General features: G+C 68.5%; 19 protein-coding genes and 1 pseudogene. 10 read left to right on the top strand and 10 right to left on the bottom strand.

Annotated features, from left to right (window positions below; translation table 11 throughout):
* Positions 1-689: IS110 family transposase (locus ABZV91_RS20655; protein WP_355243959.1), on the bottom strand; the 689-nt coding region annotated here is incomplete at its 3' end.
* A 234-nt stretch (positions 690-923) separates the two neighbouring features.
* Positions 924-1,370 (bottom strand): annotated as a pseudogene (locus ABZV91_RS20650) (gluconolaconase); the annotation flags it as partial.
* A gap of 251 nt (positions 1,371-1,621) precedes the next feature.
* Between ABZV91_RS20650 and ABZV91_RS20645 the strand changes: the two are divergent.
* The gene (locus ABZV91_RS20645) at positions 1,622-2,266 is read left to right on the top strand and encodes a pentapeptide repeat-containing protein (RefSeq protein ID WP_355243957.1); all 645 of its coding nucleotides are present in this window, start codon (positions 1,622-1,624) and stop codon (positions 2,264-2,266) included.
* 383 nt (positions 2,267-2,649) lie between these two features.
* Here the strand turns inward: ABZV91_RS20645 and bla are convergent, their stop codons facing one another.
* Positions 2,650-3,597: a class A beta-lactamase gene (gene bla, locus ABZV91_RS20640; protein WP_355243954.1), complete on the bottom strand. Its 948-nt coding sequence runs from the start codon at positions 3,595-3,597 to the stop codon at positions 2,650-2,652.
* A 163-nt stretch (positions 3,598-3,760) separates the two neighbouring features.
* Between bla and ABZV91_RS20635 the strand changes: the two genes are divergently transcribed.
* Both ABZV91_RS20635 and ABZV91_RS20630 read left to right on the top strand, forming a co-directional pair.
* On the top strand, positions 3,761-4,636 hold the full coding sequence (locus tag ABZV91_RS20635; RefSeq protein WP_355243952.1) for a LysR family transcriptional regulator: 876 nt from the start codon (positions 3,761-3,763) through the stop codon (positions 4,634-4,636).
* A complete protein-coding gene (locus ABZV91_RS20630) occupies positions 4,633-5,529 on the top strand; it encodes a serine hydrolase (RefSeq protein ID WP_355243950.1) in 897 nt (298 codons plus the stop codon). The genes ABZV91_RS20635 and ABZV91_RS20630 overlap by 4 nt, the downstream gene beginning before the upstream one ends.
* 84 nt (positions 5,530-5,613) lie before the next feature.
* On the opposite strand, the gene ABZV91_RS20625 is transcribed toward ABZV91_RS20630, so the two are convergent.
* The 3 genes from ABZV91_RS20625 to ABZV91_RS20615 all read right to left on the bottom strand — a co-directional run bounded on the left by ABZV91_RS20625 (position 5,614) and on the right by ABZV91_RS20615 (position 8,472).
* A complete protein-coding gene (locus ABZV91_RS20625) occupies positions 5,614-6,042 on the bottom strand; it encodes a hypothetical protein (protein ID WP_355243947.1) in 429 nt (142 codons plus the stop codon).
* Between the two features lie 260 nt (positions 6,043-6,302).
* A complete protein-coding gene (locus ABZV91_RS20620; RefSeq protein ID WP_355243944.1) occupies positions 6,303-7,139 on the bottom strand; it encodes a mycofactocin-coupled SDR family oxidoreductase in 837 nt (278 codons plus the stop codon).
* Positions 7,140-7,203: 64 nt separating this feature from the next.
* Complete coding sequence (locus tag ABZV91_RS20615) at positions 7,204-8,472, bottom strand: cytochrome P450 (protein WP_355243942.1); 1,269 nt, start codon at positions 8,470-8,472, stop codon at positions 7,204-7,206.
* Positions 8,473-8,823: 351 nt separating this feature from the next.
* On the opposite strand from ABZV91_RS20615, the gene ABZV91_RS20610 reads away from it, so the two are divergent.
* A complete protein-coding gene (locus tag ABZV91_RS20610) occupies positions 8,824-9,408 on the top strand; it encodes a helix-turn-helix domain-containing protein (protein ID WP_355243939.1) in 585 nt (194 codons plus the stop codon).
* A 19-nt stretch (positions 9,409-9,427) separates the two neighbouring features.
* On the opposite strand, the gene ABZV91_RS20605 is transcribed toward ABZV91_RS20610, so the two are convergent.
* Entirely contained in the window at positions 9,428-10,144 is a 717-nt protein-coding gene (locus ABZV91_RS20605; protein ID WP_355243936.1) for an enoyl-CoA hydratase/isomerase family protein, read from the bottom strand.
* 154 nt (positions 10,145-10,298) lie between these two features.
* Here ABZV91_RS20605 and ABZV91_RS20600 point away from each other — a divergent pair, with 154 nt between their 5' ends.
* From ABZV91_RS20600 to ABZV91_RS20585, 4 genes are all read left to right on the top strand, one after another.
* The gene (locus ABZV91_RS20600; protein ID WP_355243970.1) at positions 10,299-11,861 is read left to right on the top strand and encodes an AMP-binding protein; all 1,563 of its coding nucleotides are present in this window, start codon (positions 10,299-10,301) and stop codon (positions 11,859-11,861) included.
* 35 nt (positions 11,862-11,896) lie between these two features.
* The gene (locus ABZV91_RS20595) at positions 11,897-13,093 is read left to right on the top strand and encodes an amidohydrolase family protein (RefSeq protein WP_355243933.1); all 1,197 of its coding nucleotides are present in this window, start codon (positions 11,897-11,899) and stop codon (positions 13,091-13,093) included.
* 19 nt (positions 13,094-13,112) lie between these two features.
* Positions 13,113-14,546, top strand: coding sequence for a FadD3 family acyl-CoA ligase (locus ABZV91_RS20590; protein ID WP_355243930.1), 1,434 nt, complete (start codon positions 13,113-13,115; stop codon positions 14,544-14,546).
* A 589-nt stretch (positions 14,547-15,135) separates the two neighbouring features.
* Complete coding sequence (locus tag ABZV91_RS20585) at positions 15,136-16,395, top strand: amidohydrolase family protein (RefSeq protein WP_355243927.1); 1,260 nt, start codon at positions 15,136-15,138, stop codon at positions 16,393-16,395.
* A 312-nt stretch (positions 16,396-16,707) separates the two neighbouring features.
* On the opposite strand, the gene ABZV91_RS20580 is transcribed toward ABZV91_RS20585, so the two are convergent.
* Entirely contained in the window at positions 16,708-17,898 is a 1,191-nt protein-coding gene (locus ABZV91_RS20580) for an erythromycin esterase family protein (RefSeq protein ID WP_355243925.1), read from the bottom strand.
* Positions 17,899-17,978: 80 nt separating this feature from the next.
* Here ABZV91_RS20580 and ABZV91_RS20575 point away from each other — a divergent pair, with 80 nt between their 5' ends.
* On the top strand, positions 17,979-18,707 hold the full coding sequence (locus tag ABZV91_RS20575) for a TioE family transcriptional regulator (protein WP_355243922.1): 729 nt from the start codon (positions 17,979-17,981) through the stop codon (positions 18,705-18,707).
* A 314-nt stretch (positions 18,708-19,021) separates the two neighbouring features.
* On the opposite strand, the gene ABZV91_RS20570 is transcribed toward ABZV91_RS20575, so the two are convergent.
* Positions 19,022-19,459 (bottom strand): TIGR03667 family PPOX class F420-dependent oxidoreductase, encoded by a 438-nt coding sequence (locus ABZV91_RS20570; protein ID WP_355243920.1) that lies wholly within the window; start codon positions 19,457-19,459, stop codon positions 19,022-19,024.
* 208 nt (positions 19,460-19,667) lie between these two features.
* On the opposite strand from ABZV91_RS20570, the gene ABZV91_RS20565 reads away from it, so the two are divergent.
* Positions 19,668-19,922, top strand: coding sequence for a hypothetical protein (locus ABZV91_RS20565; RefSeq protein WP_355243918.1), 255 nt, complete (start codon positions 19,668-19,670; stop codon positions 19,920-19,922).
* 57 nt (positions 19,923-19,979) lie between these two features.
* Here ABZV91_RS20565 and ABZV91_RS20560 read toward each other — a convergent pair whose 3' ends face one another.
* Entirely contained in the window at positions 19,980-21,230 is a 1,251-nt protein-coding gene (locus tag ABZV91_RS20560; RefSeq protein ID WP_355243967.1) for a CoA transferase, read from the bottom strand.
* Between the last annotated feature and the right edge of the window lie 4 nt (positions 21,231-21,234).

The raw sequence follows: 21,234 nt of genomic DNA, 5'->3' as shown, positions 1-21,234 counted from the left end.
GGAACGGTGACCGATTGCGCGGGCAGCGCGGCCAGGATCTCCTCGACCAAGCGGGCGCCCATGCGCGGCGCGTGTTTGGTGGCGATGGCGGTGAGTGTGCGCCGGCCTGCTGCCCGGATCCCTTCGGGCCCGCCGCAGCGAGACAGGATCTCCAGCACTGCTGGGTGCGCGACTCTCGGGCCGAGGACGCGTTCGAGGGCGGGATGGACGCCGGTGAGCAGGCCGCGGATGCGGTTGCTGGTGCGGGTCGCCTCACCGGCCAGGTCGTCGTCGAACCCGGCCAGAACACCGAGCTCGGTCAGGGTGTCGTCACCGATATCGACCCGGCGCAACGTGTGTGGCATGGTGCGGGCCGCGTCGGCGATGATGTGGGCGTCGCGGGCATCGGTTTTGGCCTGGCCCGGATATAGATCGGCGATGCGGCGCATCGACAACCCGGGCAGATAGGCGACATCATGGCCGCAGGCGCGGGCCACGGTCACCGGCAGGGCGCCGATCGTATTGGGCTGATCGACCACGATCAACAACCGGCCGTGAACGGCGAGTTTGTCGAACACTGCCCGCAGCCGGGACTCATCGTTGGGCAGAGCTTTGTCGAACAACCGTTTCCCGGCCGGGTCGGGCCCGACCGCGTGATGTTCGCCTTTTCCCACGTCAACGCCGCAGAACACGGCATAGGGTTGTGTCACCTTGCTCGGTCCTCAATCGCATCGAAACGCTCACTGAACGGTCGCCGGATCTGGCGTCAACGCCCGGCACCCACGTTACGAAGAGACCTACCAGCGGCCCTGTCCCCATCAGCGGTCCGTCGACGCCTCCAGGACCCGGCGACACCACCCCCCGGATCATGGAAGAGACAGGGGCAAGAAGTCATACCGGGCCTGGCGACCGTGGGCCCGGTTCCGGGCCCACGAAAAAGGTAACGGGGCGCCGCCGTCGAGCGGGAGTTCCATCAGGCGGCCGCCCGGCCGGCATTCGTTGACGAACAATCTGCCCCGGTACACGGTGATGCCGTTGGCGCTGGGCAGATCCGCGCGCAGCAGCCGGGTGGTGCCATCGGCGTGCCGGGCGCTGCCCCGGCCGTCCATCACCTCGGTGGCGTAGAGGGTGCCGTCGGGATGGAACGCGCAGTCGTCGGGGGCGATGATGTCACCGCCCTTGGCGCTGATGGTTTCGATTGCCCCGGTGTCGATATCGAGCGCGCTGATCTGACTTCCGGTCACCTGGGCGATGTAGATCCGGCCGTCGGGGCCGGTGCGCAGCCCGTTGGCACCGAACAGCCGGCTCGGCGCCGTGACCCGCCGCTGACTCCATCCCGCCGCGAGCCCGATCGACTGGCCGCCCTGAAAGCGAGCCTCCTGCTGCAACATTCCGCGTGACTCCCAACCGACCCGGCCGATAGCGCTGATCCGCCTCGATGTCGAGGACTTTGACCCACCGACCCGGCTCGACGGCGAACTCCCGCGCCGACCGATCCTCCGCGTCGCCTCCACCTGCTTCGGCGATCCGGCCGCCCTCGCCGCGGGCATCCCGCGCACGGCACAGCGCCGAGGCCCGTACCGCGGGGTGTAGCGTCCCGAAAGTCCGCCGTGTCCGTCGATTGCGATCTCGTGAGGGTGCCATGCCGCGGGAACTGACCGACCTGCCGTTCGCGAACCTGTTGGAACCGGCCGGTGCGGTAGCGGTGGAAGGCGAATACGACTGCCTCCGCTTCGACGGCACCGACCTGTCCGAACCGGATATCCGCCACACCGTGTTCGACCAGTGCGCCTTCCGGTCCGCGCAGCTGGACGGGGGGACGGCGCGTGGGTCGCGGTTCACCGAGGTCTGGCTGCACGGGGTGCGGATCACCGGCACCGAGCTGGCGGATACGACCTGGATGGACGCCGAGATCGTCGAGGGCGCCTGGTCCGGCGTCGGGGCGAGCGGCGCCGAACTGCGCCGGGTGGAGTTCCACAACTGCAAACTCGATTCGGTCGATTTCCGGGGCGCGGCGCTGACCAAGGTCCGGTTCGTCGACTGTGTGCTCCGGCACGTGGATTTCGGCGGCGCGAAACTGAACGAGGTCGAGTTCCCGGGTTCGGAGATCTCGGCTCTGGTGGTCCGGGACGCGCGATTGACGAAGGTGGATTTCCGCGGCGCGGAAGCGCTGCGGGTCGCCGAGGGGGTCACCGCCCTGCGCGGTGCGATCGTCACCCCGGACCAATTGCTCGACCTCGCCCCGGCCTTCGCCGCCTCCGTAGGACTACTGGTCGAACCGGAGTAGACCGGCGACCGTCCGCGCGGACCTCGGGTGACGGCGCGGGCCACGATCGCGGCGACATCCACGTCGGTGAATCCGCTCGCCGACCGGGGCATCCAGGCTCACCGGATATGGCGCGCCCCCGGAATTCACGATGCCGTGGGAGGACACGATCCTGGACGCGGCCCTCACCCGGCGCGAGGACCTGCCCTACTCCGGCCTCGGCGGTCCTGCGGCACCTGCCTCGCCACTCTCGAGGGCGGACAAATCGAGAGGGACACCGATCCGCTCTCGGCGCTCACCACCCTCGCGCGCGGCCGGCCGGATACTCCCCTGCCCGGGTTGGTCACCCCGGACGTGGTCCTCGCGTGGGCGGGTGACCGCGGCGGCCGGCCACGGCACCGGCTTCACTGCGACATGGTGCCGAGGACCGCCGCCGCCGCGTCGGCGAGCGCCGCATCAGCGCCCGCGGCCATCGGGTACCCGGTGGTCGAGCGGCTGAAGATCACCAGCACCAGCGATGTCCCGGTGGGACTCCACACCACACCGGCGTCGTTGGCCGTGCCGTAGGCGCCGCTGCCGGTTTTGTCCGCCGCCACCCACCCGACCGGCAGACCGGCGCGCAGTCGTTGCCGCGAGGTGACACTCGACCGCATCCAGCTGGTGAGCATGCGCCGGTACTCGGTACTCAAGCCGTCACCGAGGATCAGCTTGCGGTAGCCGGCGGCGAAGGCGGACGCGGTACTGGTATCGCGGGGATCGCCGGCGCGCGCCTCGTTGAGCTCGGGCTCCCAGCGATCCAGCCGGGTCTGCGAATCATTGATCGAACGCGCGAACGCGGTGACCGCGGCCGGTCCACCGAGCCGGCGCAGCAGCAGATTCGCCGCCGTGTTGTCGCTGCGCACCAATGCGGCGCGGCTCAGTTCGTAGTAACTCATGAGCTCGCCGAGGTGATCGAAGGAGACCGGTGAGTTCATCACGAGGTCCTGCCGGGTTATCGGCACCTTGTCGTTGAGGTCCAGTTCCTTGCGTTCGGCGAGCCGCAGGATCGCGGCCACCGCGTACACCTTGAAGGTCGAGCACATCGCGAACCGATCGTCGGCGTTCCACTCGAAGGTCCGCCCGCCCCGGGTATCGACCGCGGCGATCCCGAAGAGCACATTGTATTTCGCCTGCAGCGTCATCAGCGTATTGCTCAGGTCCGCGGTCCGCTGCGCGGTGACCGTGGCGGGCGTGGCCGGTGCGCCGGTGTCGCCGTCCCCGCAGGCGGCGACGGACAGTGCGACCGCGGTCAGCGCGAGGGCCAGTGATCGCCGACTCGACGGGATGCGGTATGCGGATCGGTTCGGTTTCACTCCCGCAGCAGACACCGGCCGATCGGCGCTCGCCAATATCCGACACTCCCGCACACCAGTCACATTTGATATAGGCGCAGGTAGAGTACGGTTTCAACGCTCGAAATGGCCCAGAAATCCGCAGTTCGGAAGCCGTCTCGCGAGCCGCTGGTTCAATATCGCTATGGACCTGATCCGCCACCTCGGCTACTTCGTCGCGATCGCCGACGAAGGTCATTTCGGACGGGCCGCGACGGTACTGGATATGACGCAGCCACCGCTGTCCCAGGGATTGCGGCGGCTGGAGACCCGGCTGGGCGTCGAACTTGTCCACCGGACCCGCCAGGGGGCGGTGCTCACCGCGGCGGGCCGGCAACTGCTGCCCCGGGCCCGCCTGCTGGTCGACGACGCGGAAAGGCTGCTCGCCGAGGCGCAGCGGATCGCCCGCACGCGCGGCACGGTGCATTGGGGCGCCACCTCCGCTCTGCCCGACCGGATCGTCACCGCCTGTGTCACCGCGCTGCGTACCGGGAACACCTCCGGCGAAGCGGTATCCACCGATACCGGCACGACGGTGGATCTGGTGGCGGCCGTCCGGTCCGGTCTGTGCGATCTCGCGGTGATCGAACATCCAGCGCTCGTGGACGGGGTGGAGGCCCGGTCGGTGGTGAAACTTCCGCGCTGGATCGTCGTTCCGGCCGACCACCGCAGCGCGGCCACCGAGCGACCCACCTTCCCGATGCTGGCCGATCTGACCCACGCCGCGTATCCCCGGGCCGCGAATCCCCCGGCCGCCGATACCGTCCGCGACCTGCTGCGCGAACGTGGCCTGGACGCGCAGACGGTCACCGTCCACGACGATCGCGCGGTACTCGCCGCGGTCGCCGCGGGGGCGAGTTTCGGGCTGACCACCACACCGCCGTCCGATATCCCGGGTGTGTCCTGGCTGCGAATGGCCCCCCAGGCGGTGGCACTGCGCTGCCGGGTGATCCACCGGACCGGCGCCGAGGACCAAGCCGACGCGGTCGACCGGGTGCTCTACCGGGAGCGTCTGCGATGACCACCGTCGAGCGGATCCGCGCGGTCTTCGCCGACGCCGGGTGCACCGGCCGACTGCACGCGCGCCGCTGCGACGGCGGCGACGCGGAGATCTGTATCGGCGGGACCGAGCGCGTGGTCACCGCCTCGGTCTACAAACTCCCGCTGCTGCTCGCCTACTGCCGCGCCGTGGACGCCGGCCGTCTCGACCCGCTGGCGCGGCTCACCCTCACCCCGTCGGAATGCACGCCCGGCCCCACCGGGATCTCGGCCCTGCACGATCCGGTCACCATGAGCCGGCGCGATCTGGCGACCTCGATGATGACGGTCTCCGACAACGCGGCCGCCGATCTGCTGCTCGGCGAGGTAGGCCTGGCCGCGGTACACGAACTGCTGGAATCGCTGGGACTGGATCGGACCCGGCTGGTCGGCGGCACCGCCGATATCCAGCGCAGCCTGGTCCGCGACACCGACACCCACAGCACCGCCGAGGCATTCGCCGCGCTGGCCGACAACGACGAGGCCTGGACGGTCGCCGCCTACGATCCGGCGTACACGAGCGCGACGACCCCGGCGGAGATGACCCGGCTGCTGGCCGCGCTCTGGCGTGGAGAGGTGCTGTCGGCGGAGCAGACGGATTTCGCCCGCGCGGTCATGCGCCGCCAGGTCTGGCCGCACCGGATCGCGGCCGGGTTCCCCCATCGCGGTGTGGCGGTGGCCGGGAAGACGGGCACCATCGGCATCATCCGCAATGAGGTCGCCGTGGTGGAGTTTCCGGGCGAACATCCCGTCGCCGTGGCCGTGTTCACCCGGGCCGCCCGCGCCGACCCGGCACTGCCCGCCGTGGACGCGGCGATCGCCGAGGCCGCGCGGATCGCGGTGACCGAGTTGCGCCGGGCCCTGCCCACCGACTGATCCGGTCCGTACACCGACTGCGCGGGGCGAGCCGCTTTCCGGGGTTCACGACCGCCGGGCGATCGGTGACCGGCCCCTCCGGCATCACTGCGCGGTGACCAGCAGTTCCGCGCGATAGTCCGGCGCCGGGACCATGCCGATCCCCGGCCGGGAGGGCCGCAGCGCCACCAGCTCGATCCGGTAACGGCCCACGGTCGCCCCGGTGGGAAACCGCCGGTTCGTATGGAGTTCGTGGCGGGAACTCTGCCCGCCCGCCGCCGCCTCGGCGATCACTGTCGCGTCGCCTTCCCAGACACAGTCGGTCCCGGCCGGGCACCGGCTGTCGGCGGGCACCTCGCCGAACGTCACCGTCAGCCGATCCTGGTCCAGCCGGGCCGTTTCGCCCGGCGCCAGCGTGAACGCGGCGCCCAGTTGCGGGGAAACCGGCGGGGGCTCGGCCCGCGCACCGCATCCCACCGCGGCCGTCAGCGCCGCCGTCACAACTGTCCACCGGCCGATCCGCCCACCACGCATGACAACCGATCATGGCATATCGACCGGCCGTGGTCCGGCACGCCGGTGCGGTCCCGTGCCCGGTCCGGGTCGAACGGTCACGGGTGAGGCACCGACCACCGGAGGGCAGCAGAGTTACCGCACAGCGGCGCCGCCGCGTCCGGCGAACCCGACCCCGACTCCGACTCCGACTCCGACTCCGACTCCGACTCCGACTCCGACGGGGCCTACCGGAACCGGGCGGTACCCCCGCCCGGCCCGCGGTCGCGGGATCGGATCGGCTATTTCAGCATCGACCCGCAGTCCACCGGCAGCGTCACACCGGTGAGATAGCGGGCTTCGTCGGAGGACAGGTACAGCACCGCGTTGCTGATATCGATCGGGTCCACCCACGGCACCGGCAAGGTGTGGAACAGCTGGCAGATCGGCGCCATATCGTCGGCGGTCGGGTTCTCCAGATCCGGGCGGAACATCTTGAAGGTCTTCTCGTTCATGATCATCGCGGTACTCACGTGCGTCGGATGCACCGAGTTGACCCGGATACTGTGCTGCCCGAGTTCCACCGCGAAGGCCCGCATCAGTCCCACCACACCGTGCTTGGCGGCGACGTAGTGTCCCGTCTGCGGGTAGGCCTTGAGTCCTCCGACCGAGCTGGTGAGCACGATCGACCCGCCACGACCGCCCTCCAGGATGTGCGGAACGCCGGCCTTGACCGATTTCCACACACCGCTGAGGTTGACGTCGATCATGTCCTGCCAGACCTCTTCGTCGGTCTCGGCCAGTGTGGCGCCGCCGCTGGCGATCCCGGCGTTGGCGACGATGATGTCGAGCCGGCCCAGGGTGCCGACCGCCTCGGCCAGCGCGGCCTTCAGGGCGGCCGAATCGCGTACGTCGACCTCGGCGGTCACCACCCGGCGGCCGGTGGCCTCGACCAGCTCCTGGGTTTCGACGAGATCGTCCGGGGTGGCCAGTGGGATCTCGACCGTGTCGATCGGTTTACAGATATCGACGGCGATGATGTCGGCGCCCTCTTCGGCCAGCCGCACCGCGTGGCTGCGGCCCTGGCCGCGGGCCGCGCCGGTGATGAAGGCGACCTTGCCCTCGACCCGTCCGGTCATGACTTCCTCTTTTCCTCGTTCCGGTCGCGGTGACCGGCCGGATTGTGTTGCCGATCGCGCTTTCTCAAGGCTTCGGGGTATAGGTGATGTGCAGATCGGTCAGGCCGCGCAGGATGAATGTCGGCTCGAAGTCGAAGGTGGGGTTGTCCGGGGAGCCGTGTTTTTCCGGGTCGATCCGGATATCGCGCATCCGGTCCAGGATCCGTTCCAGCGAGACCCGGCCCTCGACCCGGGCCAGCGGACTGCCCGGGCAGGTGTGCACACCCCGGCCGAAAGCCATGTGCTCCCGGAAATTCGGGCGGTCGAGATCGAACTCGTGCGGGTTGGTGAACCGCCGCGGGTCGCGATTGGCCGCGCCCGGGCAGACCATCACCAGCGAACCCGCTTCCAGCGGCACGTCACCGATCTCCACCGGTTTCTTCGCCAGCCGGAAACCGCTTTTCACCGGCGCCTGCATGCGCAGCGTCTCCTCGATGAACACCGGGATACGGCTGCGGTCGGCGCGCAACGCGTCCTGCAGGTCGGGGCGGGTGGCCAGGAACTGCATGGCGCTGCCGAGCAGTTTCGCGGTGGTCTCCTGCCCGGCGCCGAAGAGGAAGGTCGCGGTGCGCACCACCTCGATCACCTCGGGCGTCGACCCGTCGGGATACTTCGCCTGGGCCAGCGAGGTCAGCACATCGTCGCGCGGATTGGAGCGCCGGTCGGAGATGAGTTCGCTGAACAGGTTGTCCAGCCATTCCAGCGGATTGACCGGCACGATCTCCTTGTCGATCGAGCCCACCGTCGGCCCGCCGGCCAGGTTGATGCGCAGTTCCTCGTGATATTCCTCCGGCACCCCCAGCAGGTCGGCGATCACGAGCAGCGTGAAGACCTTGGCGTAGGCGGAGAGGAATTCACATCTGCCGGCGTCGATGAATTCGTCGAGTTGTCGGTCGGCGAGTTTCCACATGAACTCCTCGTTCTCCTTCAGCCGGGAGGGCACGAGCAGTTTGTTGAGCAGCGAGCGGGCGGCGGTGTGGTCGGGCGGATCCATGGTGACCATGTGCTCGTGCATCGGGAGTTGTTCGCGGTGCGCGGCGATCTGGCCGGTGATGTCGTCGCCCTCGGGGGTGAAGGGCAGCGGCGGGAAGGGGCCGCCGACGGCGATGCACGAGGAGAAGGTGTCGGAATCGCGCAGTACGTCGATGGCTTCCTCGTAGCCGGTGACCGCCCAGACGCCGTAGTTGGGTTCCCGGGTCACCGGGGATTTGGCGCGCAGATGGTCGTAGTACGGGTGCGGATCGGGTACCAGCGCGGGATCGGTGAAGTAGTCGACCGTATCGAAATCGGTCACGGGAACCTCCTGATATGAACAGAATCTTGTCGCCAACCGTGGGTCACCGGTTGATACGGCTCGGTCGCTCCGCGGCTTTCGCGGACTGTCGCCGCCGGAAGCCGTCCGAGGCGCGCGCTGCTGCTCCGGATCGCCCACAGCCGCCTCCTCGCGCCGTCACACACTCCATCCGAGCCCGCGGCCGTACCCCGGCACAGATCCCGGGCGCATGCTGAGCGAGCGCTCAGATGTGATGCTGAGCACATGCTTAGCATGGCTGGAGGGAGCGCGTCAACAGTCGTCGAGCGCCGGATACGATCGCCGGTGATCTCGCGACCGGCGTGGGAATACAAGCCAAGAGGAGGCCTGACCATGTCATCACCCCGCCGGCTCGGCGCGCCCGAGGCCAAGAATCGCGGCGTCCTGATGGACGCGGCCGAACAGCTCATGCTCGAACAGGGCTGGGCCGCGGTGACCTCGCGCCGACTCGCCGAACACGCCGGGCTCAAACCGCAATTGGTGCACTACTACTTCCGCTCGATGGACGACCTGTTCCTGGCGGTGTTCCGGCGCCGCGCCGAACAGGGCCTGGAAACCCTCGCGCAGGTCCTGAAGTCCGACCGGCCCCTGCACGCGCTGTGGGAGTTCAGCACCGATACCACCGCCGCCCGGTTCACCATGGAGTACGTCGGCCTGGCCAATCACAAACCGGCGATCCGCGCCGAGGTGGTGCGTTATTCCGAGCGGTTCCGCGCGGCGCAGACCGAGGCGCTGGCCCGGCTGCTCAACGGCTACGGCGTGGACACCGGCAGGTTTCCCGCCGAGGTGCTTTCGGTGCTGATGACCAGCGCGGCGCGGATGGTCGTCCTGGAACAGGCGCTCGGTATGACGGCGGGCCACGCGGAAACCCTCGCCTTCGCCGAACGCGAGATCGGTTTCCTCGAGGACGGGGTCTAGCCGGCGGCTCATCCGGGCTTCACTTCCCGCGGTTCATCACCCGGTCGGCCGCCGCCCAGTGCGCGTCGGCCACCCAGAGTTCGGCGAAGGCCGCCACCGCCTCCTGCGGGGACGCGCCGTCGACCACCCGCTTGATCGCTCCGGCCGAGGGGTTGGCGAGCGATCGCGCCAGCGCCCGCCAACCGGCGTCGAAGTCGGCGCGCGGCAACACCCGGTCCACCAGACCGGCCCGTTCGGCGTCCGCGGCCGACAGGATCTGCCCCGATCCCGCGAGCAGCAGGGCCCGGCCGCGGCCGACCAGCCGCGCCAGCCGTTCCGCCCCACCCCAGGCCGGCATGATCGCCAGCGCCACCTGATTGAAGCCGATCTCGATATCGTCCGCGGCGATCCGGATATCCGCGGCGACCGCGACCTCCGCGCCACCGCCCAGCGCGTGACCGTTCAGCGCGGCGAGTACCGGCCCCGGGAATCTCGCGATCTTGTCACAGACCTCCCGCATCCGGTTCGCCATGGCGGCGGCCTGTTCCACGGTCCGCAGCGCGGCCAATTCCTCGAGATCGCCACCGGAGACGAACGCCCGGTCCCCCGCACGGGTGATCACCAGCGTCCGGGCACCGGCCGCGCCGTCGATCGCCTTGTCCAGCTCGTCCATCGTGTCCAACGCGATGGCGTTGCGCACATGCGGCCGGTTGATGGTGACGACGGCCAGACCGTCCGCGATCTCGAGCTCGATCATCGACTTGTTCTCCTCGACGGAAATATGATTCTCTTACCCAGAGAACCATATACTTTCCGCTGGACTCCGGCGGTCGGATCGGGAGTTCGAGATGGCGCAGCCCCGGCACGAGAGCACAGACCCCACGTGGACACGCACCACGTCCGTCGCACCCCTGCGCGAGGTCCCCGCCGAACTGGCCCGGCGCTACCGCGAGGCCGGCTGGTGGACCGACGAGACACTCGGTGAACTGCTGGCCCGCGGCCTGGCCGCGGCGCCCGGCGCCGCCTTCCGGGTACATTCACGGGTCCGGCCATGGGCGGGCACCTTCGCCGAGGTCGAACGGACCGCGCGGCGGCTGGCCGCCGGATTGCGCCGCCGCGGCGTGGGGCCGGGCGATATCGTCGCGTTCCAACTGCCGAACTGGATGGAGGCGGCGGCCACCTATTGGGCCTCGGCACTGCTGGGCACCACGGTGGTTCCGATCGCGCACTTCTACGGACGCCGCGAACTCGGCTACATCCTGGGCGCGGTCGCGCCGAAGGTGTTCATCACCTGCGAACGGTTCGGGCACCACGAATTCGACCCGGACCTGTGCGCGGCGGTACCGGTGGTGGGTGTGGTGGACCGGGATTTCGACGCCCTGCTGGCGCCCGAGCCGATGCCGGGCGTGCTCCGCGCCGACCCGGATGGCCCGGCCTGCGTCGCCTTCACCTCCGGCACCACCAGCGCACCGAAAGGTGTGGTACACAGCCACAACACCCTGGGTTACGAGGTCCGGCAGCTGGCCGGGATGTACCCGGCCGACCGGGGGAATCAACTCACCTCGGCACCGGTCGGCCATTTCATCGGTATGCTCAACGCCCTGCTCATCCCGGTGCTCGACGGCGCCCCCATCCATCTGCTCGACCTCTGGGACCCCGGGTGGGTGCTCGAACTGATGGCGAGTGAGAACATCTGCGTGGGCGGCGGGGTGAGCTATTTCGTGACCAGCCTGCTCGACCATCCGGACTACACACCCGAGCACCTGGCGCGACTGCGCTATGCCGGCCTCGGCGGCGCGGCCGTACCGGCGGCCGTGAGCACCCGGCTCGAGCGGCTCGGCATCACCGTGTTCCGCTCCTACGGCAGTACCGAACATCCGTCCATCACCGGTTCACTGTCCACCGCACCGGCGGACAAGCGCCTGTTCACCGACGGCAACGCGCTACCCGGCGTCGAATTCCGGCTGACCGCTGACGGCGAGATCGTCAGCCGCGGCCCCGATCTGTGCCTGGGCTACACCGATCCCGAGCTCACCGCCCGCGCCTTCGACGCCGACGGCTGGTATCACACCGGCGATATCGGCACCGTCGACGCGGACGGCTACCTCACGATCACCGATCGCTTGTCCGACATCATCATTCGCGGCGGCGAGAACGTGAGCGCGCTCGAGGTGGAGGAAGTGCTGCTCGCGCTGCCGAGCGTGGCCGAGGGGGTCGCGGTCGCCGTGCCGGACCCACGCCTGGGCGAACGCACCGCCGCGGTGGTGCGCTGCCTGCCCGGGCACCCGGTCCCCGATATCGAGGGGCTGCGCGCGCATTTCGCCCGGGCGGGGCTGGCCAAGCAGAAGTGGCCCGAGGAGTTGCATATCGTCGCCGACTTCCCACGCACCCCCAGCGGAAAGATCCAGAAGTTCGTCATCCGGCGGGAGCTGACCGCAGCGCGCGACGAGGCCGTTGCGACCGAACCATTATGAGAATACGATTCTCATAAATAGCCAAGGAGGATTTCATGAGCAAAGTCGAGCTGCCGTACCAGCTCTTCGACGCGGACAACCATCTCTACGAGACCAAGGAAGCGCTCACCCGCCACCTGCCCGAGCGGTACGCGGGAGCCATCCAGTACGTCGAGATCAACGGCCGCACCAAGATCGCGGTACTCGGCCAGATCAGCGAGTACATCCCCAATCCCACCTTCGAGGTGGTGGCCCGTCCCGGCGCTATGGAGGAGTACTTCAAGCGCGGCAACCCCGAGGGCAAGAGCCGGCGTGAGATCTTCGGCAAGTCGATGAAGGCGATCGACGCCTTCCGCAATCCCGAGGCCCGGCTGAAGGTCATGGACGATCTCCAGCTGCAGCGCGCGCTGATGTTCCCGACGCTGGCCAGCCTGGTCGAGGAGCGGATGCGCCATCACCCCGAATTGATCCACGCGGTGATCGAATCGCTGAACCGCTGGATGCTCGACGACTGGGGCCAGGACGGCAGTTTCGTGCACTCCGGCCGGATCTTCACCGTGCCGGTGATCACCCTGCCGATCGTCGAGCGGGCGATAGCCGAATTGAACTGGGCCGTCGTCGAACACGGCGCCAAGGCCATTCTGGTACGTCCCGCCCCGGTCCCCGGCTTCAAGGGCATGCGGTCGTTCGCGCTGCCGGAGTTCGATCCGTTCTGGAAGCGCGTCGTCGAACTCGATGTGCTGGTCACGATGCACTCCTCCGACAGCGGCTATTCCCGCTTCGACGCCGAATGGGACGGCAACGACAAGGAGATGCTGCCGTTCCAGACCAACACCTTCGCCATGACCAATCAGTGGCGCCCGGTCACCGATGCCGTCGCCTCCTGGGTGTGCCACGGCGCGCTGAACCGCTTCCCCGACCTGAAGATCGCCGTGATCGAGAACGGGTCCGCCTGGCTCGAGCCGCTGCTGCAGCAGCTGTCCGACGTCTACAAGAAAGCGCCGGAGGGCTTCGGTTTCCGCCACCCGATCGAGGCGATCAAGCAGAGCCTCTACGTCAGCCCGTTCTGGGAAGAAGACCTGGTGCGGCTGTCGGAGGTCATGGGTGCCGACCATGTGCTGTTCGGGTCCGATTGGCCGCATCCGGAGGGCCTGGCCGAACCGGCGCGCTACATCCACGAGATCAAGGACATGCCGCTGGAGAACCAGGCCGAGATCATGGGCGGCAACCTGGCCCGGCTGCTCGGGGTCTGAGCGCGGTAACGGACACAGCATGACCTGGGAAACCATCCCGCAGCTCGCCCTGTCCACGGCGGACCGTTTCGGCGACGCCGAAGCGGTCGTGGACGGGGACCTGCGGTGGAGCTACACCGAACTGGTGGACCGGATCCGCCGGGCCGCGGGATCATTCGCCGAAACAGGGATCGGCAAGGGCGACCGAGTGGCCGTCTGGGCGCCCAACTCCGCGGAGTGGATCGTCGCCGCCCTCGGCCTGCTGACCGCGGGCGGGGTGCTCGTGCCGGTCAACACCCGGTTCAAGGCCGAGGAAGCCGCCGACGTCATCCGCCGCAGCGGAGCGAAGGCCCTGCTGGTGCAGAAGGGTTTCCTCGGTGCGGACTACCCGGCGCCGCCCGGGGTGCCGGTCTACGATCTGAGATCCGATTTCCTCACCGCCGGTGCGCCGTTCGAACGCGAGGTCGACGGCACCGATATCGCCGACATCATCTACACCTCCGGAACCACCGGCCGCCCCAAGGGCGTGATGATGAACCATCTGCAGACCCTGCGGCTGTATTCGGAATGGTGCGACCTGGCCGACCTGCGCCACGGCGACCGCTATCTGATGGTCAACCCGTTCTTCCACACCTTCGGTTTGAAGGCGGGCATCGTGGCCTCGCTGGTTCGCGGCGCGACCATGCTGCCGGTGCCGGTGTTCGACGTGGAGCGGGTGATCGAGCTGGTGGAAACCGAACGCATCACCATGCTTCCGGGCCCGCCGACGCTGTACCACTCACTACTGGACTACCGGGGTGCGCGCGATATCTCCTCATTGCGTGCCGCGGTGACCGGCGCCGCCGACATCCCGGTCGACCTCATCCGCCGGGTCCGTGAGGAACTCCCGTTCAGGTCGATCATGACCGGCTACGGCCTCACCGAGGCGGGCACCGCCACCGCCTCGCGCCCCGGGGACACCTTCGAGCAGATCGCGACCACCGCGGGCACCGCGTGCGAGGGCGTCGAACTGCGGATCGCCGAGGACAGCGAAGTGCTCATCCGCGGCTACAGCGTGATGCAGGGTTACCTCGACGACCCGGAGAGCACCGCCGCCGCGATCGACAACGACGGGTGGCTGCACACCGGCGATCTGGGCAGCCTCGACGAGGGTGGCCGATTGACGGTGATCGGGCGCAAGAAGGATATGTTCATAGTCGGCGGGTTCAATGCCTACCCGGCCGAGATCGAGGGGTTTCTGCTGGAGAATCCGGCGGTGTCCCAGGCGGCGGTGATCGGGGTCCCCGACGAGCGCTTGGGCCAGGTCGGCAAGGCGTTCGTCGTGCACAACCGTGATGCCGACATCGACGCCGAGACACTCATCGCCTGGTGCCGGACGCGTATGGCCGGATACAAGGTTCCGCGCACCGTGGTGTTTCTCGACGAGCTGCCGTTGAATGCCACCGGCAAGGTCATGAAGGATCGCCTGAGGTGATCGACGTGCCCTGAACGACGGCCGGCAGCAACCGGCACAGGCATTCACCAGTGGGAACATCACGCGGGAACGCGAACGCGAGAATCAGTAGGGTTCCCCCGTGGTATGCGTACCGTGCGAGTCAGCGAGCTGAAACGATATGATTCCCAATCGCTGCTTCACTCTTCTGGTACGTCGATACTTCGACGGCTCGGCGGTATCGACGCCGTAACCGGCGCATCAGGATTCGATCACCACGCCTTCGCGCCCGCCACCCGGCGCCCGGCGGCGGCCGGCGCGGCGTCCGACATCCCGGCCGGGCACGATCGCCACTCGGTGGCACCGCCCGGACGCAGAGGCTCTCGTCGCCCGGTCGCGGCAAGGCAGCCCCACCCGGCGGTCCGCCGTTCCCGCATACCCCCACCACGTCGCCCCGGCGGAAAGCACCCTGCCCTGGAACCGAGGATCCGCCGGCACTACGCGGATCTCGACCCATCCGGAAGCCAGGTGTATCGTTTATCCTCAACGAGAGTGACATTCTCTTATTGGCAGATTAACAATCTCGCATCTCGGAGTGCCCGAGCGTCGACCATGAACAGCGAGGAGTCCGGTGAATATCGACGACATGATTCTGGTGAGCATCGACGACCATGTGGTCGAGCCGCGCGATATGTTCGACAACCACGTGCCGAAGAAGTACGCCGAATACGTTCCCAAGGTCGTCGTCGACGACTCGGGAATCGATCGCTGGATCTACCGGGACCGGCCCACCGGTGTCACCGGCCTCAACGCGGTCGTCTCCTGGCCACCGGAGGAATGGGGTTACGACCCCGCCGGATACGCCGAGATGCGGCCCGCCGTCTACGATATCCACGACCGGGTACGCGATATGGACGCCAACGGCGTCCTCGGCTCGATGTGCTTCCCCACCTTCACCGGGTTCAGCGCCGGACATCTGAGCCGCGGTGGGATGGACGAGATCACCGTCGCGATGATCTCCGCCTACAACGACTGGCATATCGAGGAGTGGGCCGGCGCCTATCCCGATCGCTTCATTCCCATCGCCATCCTGCCGCTGTGGGAGCCGCAGCTGGCCGTCGACGAGATCAACCGCGTCGCCGCCAAGGGTTGCCATTCGGTGACCATGCCGGAGCTGCCGCATATCGACGGCCTGCCCAGCTATCACGACATCGACTACTGGGGTCCGGTGTTCCAGGCGCTCAGCAATAACGACACCGTCATGAACCTGCACATCGGCCAGGGTTTCGGCGTCCTCAAGCTGGCGCCGGACGCGCCGATCGACAACCTGATGGTCCTCGCGCCCAGTATCTCGCTCATCGGCACCCAGGATCTGCTGTGGGGTCCGGCCTTCCGTAGTTATCCGAAACTCAAGGTCGCCCTGTCCGAGGGCGGGGTGGGCTGGATCCCGTTCTTCCTGGACCGTTCCGACCGGCACTACACCAATCAGCGCTGGCTGCGCCGCGATTTCGGCGGTAAGATGCCCAGCGAGGTGTTCCGGGAGCACGTACTCGCCTGCTACGTGACCGACCCCACCTCGCTGAAACTGCGGCACGAGATCGGCATCGACAACATCGCCTGGGAATGCGACTACCCGCATTCGGATTCACTGTGGCCGGGCGCTCCCGAGTTCGTACTCGCCGAGCTCGAGGGTGCCGGTGCCGACGATTCGGATATCGACAAGATCACCTGGCAGAACGCCTGCCGCTTCCTGAACTGGGATCCGTTCGCCCGTACCCCCCGGGAGCAGGCGACGGTCGGCGCGCTGCGCGCCGCGGCCACCGACGTGGACCTTTCGACCACGACCCGCGCCGAGTACGCGGAGCGCTTCGCGGCCAAGCACGCGAGCTGAGCCCCGGCCGGGGCCGGGCGTTCCCTCATGAGCCCGCCGCGATCGCCGGTACACCGCCTCCCGGACGCCACGCAGTCCGGGAGGCGGTCGGCCGTTCACCCCATCACGGGCTACGGTGAACCGTCGGCCGCCCGGCGGCATCGCCGCAGTGCGGCGGACGCCTACGACAGATCCTCTGGGGGACAGGACTCCTGCGGCACGATTTCGGTTCGCCCCGCACGGACGTGATCATCGGATCGCACCCGGTTCCGGTCGTCGGCCGCCGGTGGGCGGGGCCGCGGCGCGGGCCGGCCCCGCCCCGCCGACCGTCGATCACGCCGGGTTCGCGGGCACCCACGGTCGCGGATCACCCTCCCCCGGCCCCCGGTAGCCGGCGCCGTCATGGATGTGCAGGATCGCGTCGGCGCCGTCGATCGAGGCGCGGTCGAGTGGGAAGTAGCCGTGCGCCACAGTGTGGTCGTCGCGGATGCGAGCGGTGGGTATCTCGCTGGGCGTGATCAGGCCCCGGTCCGGGATCCGGGTCTGCAGGAACCCCTCGTAGGTGTCGGGTCCGGGCTCGAGCAGATCGAAGGTCTCGTCGCGGCCCAGGCTGCCGAGGATCAGGGCGTAGTCCGTGCCCACCAGGGAGTGCACGACGGCACCGGCGCTGTGCCAGTCGAGTTCCATGGGTCCCATGGTCATATGGCTCGGGTTCCGTTGCAGATGCGCGTTCTGGGCGAACACCAGCGTCGGGCCCCGGTCGGCCTCGAAGCGGCGGATATCGAGGAGGTTCTGCGCCATCAGCGCATCCCGGGCAGCGCACATGCGGGTCCAGCGGGCAGCCTGGTCGACGCGCCGGGCCGCCAGTGTGTGGTACCGCAGCAACCCGAGTCCGGCGGTGAGATGCGTTTCGGCCCGGAACCACTCGGCCCGTGAGGTCTTCTCCATCAGCTCCGGCGCCCGCAGATAGAGCTCGGTGAGCATATCGTCGGCATGCACTCGGAGCGCGCCGGCCGCCTCGGTCGCACCGATCGACTCCTGCGGGTCCATGACCGCCTCCGTACGGTGCCATCGTTCGTCCGCACCGAGCAGGCCGGCCAGGTCGAGGTCGAGACCGAGGTAGTCGCGGGCGTATTCGAGGTAGCACCGCGGACTGTACGCGCTCATCGTCTCGGCGGAGATATCGAAGCCGTGGAACGACAGTTGCTCGGCGGCGTTGCGCCCTTCGTTGTATTCCCGCATCCAGGCGACCAGCTGCCGGTTGGCGGCGAGACCACCGAACCCGTGCGAGAAACCCTCGTCCACCACCGTGTCGAGGGAGCCCGTACCTCGCTGGACGTAGTCGTTCACGGCGAGCGCGGCCACCCGGTCGGTTTCCAGGGCGATCGAGCGATAGCCGCGCCGGACCAGTTCGGCGAACAGCTCGTTGCGGGTCCAGGCGAAGGCGGGTTCCAGGTGAGTGGGTTCGCCGAATGCCAGCAGCTCAGGGGAGGTGGTGAGGAAGGTGTCGATGTCGAAGTTCATTTCTTCGATCGTATCTTTGAAGGCTCAGTTGACACTTACGACGCATTCACACGATGGTATGGCGGTAAAGTCTCAAACCGATGATCACCCTGCGACCGGCCGACCTCGCGCGCGAGCACGGACTCTCGACCCAGGCGGTGCGCAACTACGAACGAGACGGATACCTTCCGGCCGCCGAACGCACAGCGAGCGGCTACCGGATCTACACCGAGGTCCACTCGGCCGCCCTACGCGCCTTTCTCGCCCTGGTCGCGGCATACGGGCACGCGCTCGCCGGCCGGATCATGACCGAACTGCACACCGGCGACCTGGACCACGCCCTGAAACTCATCGATCGCGGCCACCAGCAACTGCTCCGGGACCGCGAAACACTGGAGACCGTCCGGCGGGCCATCGCCCAGCTGCCCACCGGGCACGACCCCGACCGTTCGCGGGCAACTACCGACCGCACCGTGGGCGAGCTGGCACACCACCTCCGCATCACCCCGGCCACCCTGCGCGCGTGGGAAGCCGCGGGCATCCTCACCCCCGAGCGCGACCCGGGCACCGGTTACCGGATCTACCGCGCGCCCGATATCCGCGACGCCGAACTGGCCCACCTGCTCCGGCGCGGAGGTTACGGGCTGAACCGTATCGCCGTCGTGGTCGAACAGGTCCGGACAGCCGGCGGCACCGACGCCCTGGCGACCACACTCACCGCCTGGCAGCGCCGGCTCACCGCCCAGGGACTGGCCATGTTGCAGGCGGCGGGCCGGCTCGGCGACTACCTCCGCCATCTACCGCCCGAGGATCCGGAACGGCCGGGATGATCCCCTGCGGGGTGGCGCGGTCCCGGCGCGGCATCGATACCCGCCGATACCGCCGCGACACTCCGGGAGAAGTGCGGTGACCGGCGGTCTCGACCGCACCCCTGCATCCGGCGGACCGAAGGTTTGCGGGTGGCCGCGTTCCCCGGGCCGAATTGCGAAGGCGCCCCCTCGGCCCCGGAGCAGCAGTCGGCGTTCGAGAGCGTGGTCTTCAGCGCGTAGACCGCACCCGGAACCCGATGTGCCCCGGCGGGCGCCTCCCGGTACCGGTAGGCGGCATTGCGGCCGGACCGGCCGGGCCCGGAGGTCCGACCGGGTCAGAAGCCGCGCAAGCGATCGGGCACCACACGGAGGGGCACCGAGTACTCGGCGCGGAACTGATCACCGGTCATGGACAGCCCGGCCAGCCCCGACTCGTACTTATCGAGGTAGGCCGCGATCTCGTCCGCGTCGACCGGAGGCTCGAGCTCGGCCGCACCGCCGAAGACCACCACTTCTCCCCCGCTCTCGGTGCTGTTGAAGTGCAGCGCCACCCGCGGGTTACGGGCGATATTGCGCAGCTTGGGGCGGTCGGGCTGACTGAATATCAGAAAGCTGCGCCCGTCCCAGCGGAACCACACCGGGTTGGGCTGCGGGGCGCCGGTGGGGCCCACGGTGGTCAGCCAGATGATCTGCTCGTGGTCCAGCCGCTCGGCCACATGGGCACCGAAATCCGTTGCGGGATCGATCAGTTCGTGCTCGCGCGGTGTGGTCATGAGCAGCCTCCGGGGATGGGCGGGCGGATGCGCCCGGAACAACATCCGGGCCCACGCGAGGATTCCCGCCCGAGAGCGCGGTTGCCCTGCGTTCCGGTAAGTATCCGGTAACTATTTTAATAGGTCACTTTTCCATTAAATCTGGGCCAGCCCGGCCGGGCCCGTGCAAAACTTCAGCGACTCGCCCGTCCCGCTGAAGGAAACCTCGATGAAAACCCTGTCCATCCTGGGCACCGCAGCCCTCGCCGCCGGCTCGTTCGGCCTGATGGCAGCCGCCCCGGCCGATGCTGCACCCGCCGGGTGCCACGCCTCCTACGACCCCTGCGTGCCCATCACCAGTGATGTCGACTGCGAAGGTGGCAGCGGCAACGGGCCCGCCTACACCGGGCTGGTACGGGTGATCGGACCCGACGAGTACGACCTGGACCGCGACGGCAACGGAATCGGTTGCGAGAGCAGCTGAACGGACAGACGGGGGCGCCGGAACCCGCGCGGTTCCGGCGCCGCCGTGTGTTATCGGTCAGGCCACCGCGCCGCTGGTCTTCAGTTCGATGATCCGGTCCCAGTCCCAGCCGAGCTCGAGCAGGACCTCCTCGGTCTGTGCGGCGAACTCCGGCCCGGGACGCAACTCGGGCGCCGTGACATCGAATTGCACCGGACTGGAGACCAGTTCCAGCTCCCCGGCCGGGAGAATGTACTCGTTGGAACGGACCTGATCGTCCTGCCCCACCTGGTACGAGTCCTGGACCGGAGCCCAGGGGCCCTCGAGCGTCGCGAATTTCCTGGTCCACTCGGCCAGCGTCCGCTGCGCGATGGCCTCGCGCAGGATCTCCACCCCGGCCTCGGTATTGGCGGCGATCTGCGCCGCGTCGGCGAAGCGGGGATCCTCGGCCAACTCCGGACGGTCGATGTGCCGGCAGACATCGGCCCAGAACTTGCCGGGCTGCAACATGACGAACGAGAGATAGCGGTCGTCGGCCGTGCGATAGAGGCCCGACAGTGGATTCGCCATCGCGCCGTGGGCTCCGGGCCGGGGCGCCAGCATGGGTTCCCCCTGGAACGCCGACAGCGCGACCGTATGCCCCAGCGACCAGAGTCCGCTGCCCAGCAGCGAGACATCCACGACGGACGGCTCCCCGGTACGCTCCCGCATCAACAACGCCGCGGCGATGCCACCGGCCAGATTCGTCCCGGAAATGGTGTCGCCGAACGCCGGACCGGGCGGCTGGATCATCCCGTCGGTACCCTCCGGGGTGATGGTGGCCGCCACGCCGCCCCGGCACCAGAATGCGGTCATGTCGTAGCCGCCACGATCGGACTCCTGACCACGCGGGCCCAGCGCGCTGCCCCGGGCATAGACGATCTTCGGGTTCACCGCGCGGATATGGTCGACGTCGATGCCGAACTTCGTCCGCGCCGAGGGCAGGAAACTGGTGAGGAACACGTCGGCCCGGCGCGCCAGCTCGTGGATGACCTCACGGCCGGCCGGATTCGACATATCCACGCCGATACTGCGTTTCCCGCGGTTGGCGTGCTCGATATTCGGGTTGGGATCGCCCTCCACCTTGAACTTGCCGATCTGACGCAGGCCTCGCTGCGGATCGCCGGTGACCGCGTGCTCGACCTTGATCACGTTCGCCCCCCAGTCGGCGAGTACCGCGCCCGCCGAGGGCACGAACCCGTACATCGCGACCTCGAGAACCGTGATCCCCTCCAGCGGCTTGCTCCCGTGCCCACCGGGCGCGGCCGCCCCCGGGCCCGACCCGCTCATGCCT

Source organism: Nocardia sp. NPDC004568 (assembly GCF_040609955.1).
Lineage (GTDB): Bacteria > Actinomycetota > Actinomycetes > Mycobacteriales > Mycobacteriaceae > Nocardia.
The sequence above is the reverse complement of the archived record's forward strand: the minus strand, read 5'-3'. Positions and strand labels throughout refer to the sequence as shown.

Coding starts and splice junctions, on each gene's coding strand:
- ABZV91_RS20560 (WP_355243967.1), bottom strand. CDS start 21,230: ATGAGCGGGTCGGGCCCGGGGGCGGCCGCGCCCGGTGGGCACGGGAGC.
- ABZV91_RS20595 (WP_355243933.1), top strand. CDS start 11,897: ATGAGCAAAGTCGAGCTGCCGTACCAGCTCTTCGACGCGGACAACCAT.
- ABZV91_RS20590 (WP_355243930.1), top strand. CDS start 13,113: ATGACCTGGGAAACCATCCCGCAGCTCGCCCTGTCCACGGCGGACCGT.
- ABZV91_RS20575 (WP_355243922.1), top strand. CDS start 17,979: ATGATCACCCTGCGACCGGCCGACCTCGCGCGCGAGCACGGACTCTCG.
- ABZV91_RS20620 (WP_355243944.1), bottom strand. CDS start 7,139: ATGACCGGACGGGTCGAGGGCAAGGTCGCCTTCATCACCGGCGCGGCC.
- ABZV91_RS20570 (WP_355243920.1), bottom strand. CDS start 19,459: ATGACCACACCGCGCGAGCACGAACTGATCGATCCCGCAACGGATTTC.
- ABZV91_RS20635 (WP_355243952.1), top strand. CDS start 3,761: ATGGACCTGATCCGCCACCTCGGCTACTTCGTCGCGATCGCCGACGAA.
- ABZV91_RS20565 (WP_355243918.1), top strand. CDS start 19,668: ATGAAAACCCTGTCCATCCTGGGCACCGCAGCCCTCGCCGCCGGCTCG.
- ABZV91_RS20625 (WP_355243947.1), bottom strand. CDS start 6,042: ATGCGTGGTGGGCGGATCGGCCGGTGGACAGTTGTGACGGCGGCGCTG.
- ABZV91_RS20605 (WP_355243936.1), bottom strand. CDS start 10,144: ATGATCGAGCTCGAGATCGCGGACGGTCTGGCCGTCGTCACCATCAAC.
- ABZV91_RS20645 (WP_355243957.1), top strand. CDS start 1,622: ATGCCGCGGGAACTGACCGACCTGCCGTTCGCGAACCTGTTGGAACCG.
- ABZV91_RS20610 (WP_355243939.1), top strand. CDS start 8,824: ATGTCATCACCCCGCCGGCTCGGCGCGCCCGAGGCCAAGAATCGCGGC.
- ABZV91_RS20630 (WP_355243950.1), top strand. CDS start 4,633: ATGACCACCGTCGAGCGGATCCGCGCGGTCTTCGCCGACGCCGGGTGC.
- ABZV91_RS20580 (WP_355243925.1), bottom strand. CDS start 17,898: ATGAACTTCGACATCGACACCTTCCTCACCACCTCCCCTGAGCTGCTG.